Origin of the sequence: Methylobacterium sp. Leaf111, from assembly GCF_001423285.1 — a bacterium.
Taxonomy (GTDB): Bacteria; Pseudomonadota; Alphaproteobacteria; order Rhizobiales; family Beijerinckiaceae; genus Methylobacterium.
This window is the reverse complement of record NZ_LMNE01000052.1, coordinates 1-4334: the sequence shown is the minus strand read 5'-3', so window position 1 is coordinate 4334 and position 4334 is coordinate 1. Positions and strand designations below refer to the sequence as shown.

Genomic DNA, 4334 nt, shown 5'->3' with positions numbered 1-4334 from the left:
GTCCGTCCCCTCGCGATCCCGATCCATCGCTGCCTCCCACGAGCTATCCCGAGGGAGACAACGCGGCAAACGCCCTCAAAGTGCCCAGGTAGTGCTAGGGCGTGGTGACGATTTAACTATTTGAGCCAGATGGCGATGGCGGCGAGTTTGACGAAACCCATGAAGTTGGTGAGCAGCTTGTCGTAGCGCGTTGCGACGCGTCGGAACTGCTTGAGCTTGCTGAAGAAGCGCTCGATGCGATTCCGTTCTTTGTAGAGGTCCCTTTCGTAGGCGCGCGGGACCTTGCGGTTGCGCCTGGGCGGGATGACGACTTCGGCACCGCTCTGCGTGATCGCCACGCAGAGCGGGTCGGCGTCGAAGGCCTTGTCGGCCAAGGTCGCATCGGGCTCGAAGCCCGCGATCAGGTCGGCCGCCACGGTGATGTCGTTGCGCTGACCAGGGCTGGCCAGAAGTCGTACGGGAAGCCCGAGCGCGTCGGTCGCGGCATGGATCTTCGTGCTCAGGCCGCCGCGAGACCGGCCGAGGCCCTGGGCATCCGCCCCCCTTTGACCTTGTGCGCGCCAGCAGCGTGCTGGTGTGCCCGCACGATGGTTGCGTCGATCATCAGCCACTCCAGATCGGCCTCGCGTGCCAGAACCTCCAGCATCGCGTCGAGCACGCCGCGCTCGATCCAGCGGTAGTACCGCCGTTTCACCGACCGATAGTCGCCCAGTCGCTCCGGAAGATCACGCCAGCGCCCGCCCGAACGTGCCATCCAAAGCAGCGCGCCCAGGAAGCGTCGGTTGTCGGTCCGAGGACCGCGCTTGCCCTTCGTCCCCCCCGGAACGAAACCCTTCAGGCGGCCCCATTGATCGTCCCGAAGCGCGTCGACTTCCTGAAACATGGCCAAACTCCTGCGTCGGCCATCCCTCCCAAGCCAAGCTGGTCCCAGCCTGAACTCGTTAAATCGTCACCACGCCCTAGCTTCCCCCCCACTGAGCGACGCATCACGGGCCGCAGGCTGCCTGACCCTTGGACCGTCGCTCGTATGAAGTGTGCCGGCGGTGTGGCGCTTTTTGGGACCGAACCGAAGCGGATGTCGCTCGCCCGCCTCTTTGATCGTATGCTTCAGATTGACGTACTGGTTCATCGGAAACGGCCTTTCTGGCAGGAGGAAAACCGGCCGGCTCAGGGTCGGCATGAGGAACACAACCAATGGGGGAGGGGGGGGTCAGCGCTGCTTCGGCAGGCGCTTGAAGCTGCTTTGACGCACGACCTGTGGGGGTGCCTTGGCCCTCGCGAGGTCACGCAAGAAGTGCGGGAAGAGCGCCAGGGCTTCGCGCAGATGATCGACATCGACCGTCCGGCTGCCAGCGGCCTCGGCGACGGCACGGGCGATGGGCAACACCTTGCCGATGCCGTCCGCGTGATGGGTCTCAGCGAGGGTGCGGCACAGTCGGAGCGCTTCCGGGTCGTCCACGGCATACTGGCCGGCGAGCAGATCCGCGTCCGTGTCCAGGATGCAGTCGATCTCTTCACGGATCGGCAGGCGCCGGGCGATCTGCCGGATGGCGGCCTTCTGTGAGTTGACGAACTTCAGCGCCTCGTCGTTGCCGAAGAACAGCATCTGGACGCGAGCCTGCTCGCTGATCGCCAACAGGTCGCGCGCCACGCGGTCGGCAAGGTTCTGCGACTCATCGAACAGCAGGACAGGGAAGGCGCTGGCCCGGCTGCACAGGAGCTTCAGCGTCGCGGCGACGCCGTAGACGGTGCGCACACCCAGGTGAGGAGCGACCTCCTCCAGCAGCGCCATGGTCGAGTTGCCCATCACGCCCGTGACGGTCACGAGGCCGACGAGCGGCCCTTCCATCGTGCCCGAGCGGCGGACCGCCTCCTCCAACGCACGCGTCTTACCGACGCCAGGTGCCCCGGTGACGAGCCCGTTATGTCTGAACCGGTCGCAGCGGTCGATCGTGTCGAGCACAACCCTGGCCGCCGAGGTCATCACGAACGGGGTGTCCCGGCTGACATGCGCCTGACGACGCGCCTCGAACGCTTCCTTCTGGGCGGCTTCGGCCGCGCGCTTTGCAGCGATCTCCGCACGCCTCTGCTCGATGCGCTCCTGATACCTGCGCTCTTCGCGCTCTTCCTCCTCGCGCTCTAATTTGCGCTGGAGGATGCCTCGCTGGAGGTAGAGAGGGAGGTGGGCATACTTGGGGTCGAGCATGGGGGTGAGGTCGTTCATCACAAGCCTCTGAAGCGTTCGACGCGTTCCAGGGTGGCCTTGAGCTTGGCCTGCTTCTCCTCGCGGTCGCGATCGCGGCGCTCGGTCGGGCTCTCCATGATGCGCCGGCCGATCTCGGCGCGGTCGCCGCCTAGCTCGATCGTCCCCTTGCTCGCCGGCACCGGCGGCGCGGATTGACGGCGGCCGGAGTCGATCATCTCCGCCACCACATCAATCCGGTTGAGGTCGGCCGCCTCGGACCGGATCGCGTCGCGGGCCACCCCCTTGCGACGGGCGGCCTCCGCAGCCCCTGCCGGATCGAGGCGCGAATAAACCGGGTCGGGGCGGGCGATGTCGATGTATTCCCCTTTCATCGTGAACACCGGCACGGCCGGCCAGCACAGGTACTTCGGCAGGCGGATGCTGACCCTGTCGCCGGTGTGGCGAGCCAGCGCGTCGCAATAGAGCCATTCCCCGCCGACGCTGATTTTGCCGTCCTGGACCGTGCGCGTAGCCTCCTCCGAGAAAGCCGTCATCAGCGCCAGTTCGTCCACGTCGGTGCGCTGCCAGCCGGCGGCGACCGCCTGCGCGTAGGCTTGCTCGGGCGAGCGCCCAGCGAGGTCGCCGGTCTGCCGCTTCGTGTTGTAGAAGGCGAGCAGCCCAACGAAGTCGTGGGCGAAGTCATCGAAGCTGCCGTCGAACGGGGAGGGCGCCTTGCCGAGGTTGGCCCGCCGGGAGTTCATGCGGTCGCCGCCGATGTAGCCGGGCACAGCCGAGAGGATCGTCTGCTCGATGACGCGGAACGAGCCTTCGAGGATACCCTTGGCTGCCGCGTTGTAGGCGGTCGCCCGGATCAGCGCCCTGCCCCGGCCGAACTCCTCGCAGTCCAGGCCGCCGAGGCGCAAAGCGTCCTTCAGGAACTCGGCAAAGCCGTACTCGGAGCCGTTGTCGAGATAGAGCTTCGCCGGCATGCCCCAGTGCGGGTCCTGCGGCATCGATATGAAGCTGTCGATCACGTCGCTGTTGCGGATCGCCGTGCCGGGCTCACAGAGCACGAGGTCGATGCGCACGCGCCGGGTGCCGGCATCGAGCCAGGCGATGCCCTTGGGGGTCGCCAGCGTGCCGTCCGGGCGGGCAACATACACATCGAAATGGTGGACATCGCCGTAGACGAGTTCCATTGGCGCGAACCCGGCCGAGGTGAGACGGAGGCGTGAGCGCCGATCGTCCCAAGCCTTGATGTCCGTGCGGTACTGATGGACGCGCCGGGCGCTGCGGCCCGCCTCGACGACGCCCTTGGGCAGTTCGCACGCCGGCATGATCTCGGCGAAGGTGCCGCCGATCCTGGCCTTGAGGGTGAGGTCAGCGAGGTATTCACCGGCAAGGCGCTGGACCACGCTGTAGACCGCCCCACTGCCCCATAGGTCGCGGATGCGCTGGTGGACCTTGCGAGCGATCTCGGCGCGCAGGGCGTCATCCAAGCCGGCAGTAGCGGCATCCCAACGCTTCGTGAGGATCAGGCGGCTCTCGGGCTTCGTCTCGCGGCGCTTGCGGATCAGTCCCTTCAGGCCGCCGGCCGTCGCCTTGCTGACCTTGCGCTCGATGTCACGTAGGCTCGGCGTGAACCACTCGCCATGCGGGCCGCAAACCTCGGCACTAGCCAGCACCTCCATCGCGGAGCGTCGCTCACGTGAACCCTTCGGGTGCGTCAGAGCGGGACGGAGGAAATGAGCCCACCACTCGGCCGCTTGAACGGCCTTTGCTGAGGCGTTCAACTGCCCTTCAACAGGCGTTTGCGTAGTCTGAATGCGGAGCTGAAGTGCCGGGGGGAGGGTGGTTGCGAGGACTCTCCACGAAGCCCCGGCCCTCCCTCCCCGTCCGTGGCAAACGCGAACCGTCAGACAAGAGCCCCGCCACAGCTGCGCTTTTCCTGAACCGATCCGAGCGAAGGCGTGCCGAACCTTACGTTCAGAAATCCCAGCGGCCTGAGCTACTTCGGACGCGGTGACCCAGCCATCCATGTTAGGCAGCCGTATCTAGTGGTGCGAGTCTAACATTTGGTGCCCGCGCTTTGCGGCCTGGATGATGCGATCCGGGTCGGCAGTCCAGACGAAGGGCTTTGGGTCGCCGT

Annotated in this window: 3 protein-coding genes; all 3 read right to left on the bottom strand. The window is 66.3% G+C overall.

The window, feature by feature from the left end:
• Positions 1-116: 116 nt before the first annotated feature.
• A protein-coding gene (locus ASF41_RS24275; RefSeq protein WP_156653396.1) for an IS5 family transposase occupies positions 117-883 on the bottom strand; the annotation gives its coding sequence in 2 pieces (ribosomal slippage) (positions 117-538 and positions 538-883; 768 coding nt in all).
• A 327-nt stretch (positions 884-1210) separates the two neighbouring features.
• On the bottom strand, positions 1211-2224 hold the full coding sequence (locus ASF41_RS19295) for an ATP-binding protein (RefSeq protein WP_056496164.1): 1014 nt from the start codon (positions 2222-2224) through the stop codon (positions 1211-1213).
• Positions 2224-3876 carry a Mu transposase C-terminal domain-containing protein gene (locus ASF41_RS19290; RefSeq protein WP_056496160.1) on the bottom strand — a complete coding sequence of 551 codons (1653 nt, stop codon included), beginning with the start codon at positions 3874-3876 and terminating at the stop codon, positions 2224-2226. The genes ASF41_RS19295 and ASF41_RS19290 overlap by 1 nt, the downstream gene beginning before the upstream one ends.
• Positions 3877-4334 lie beyond the last annotated feature (458 nt).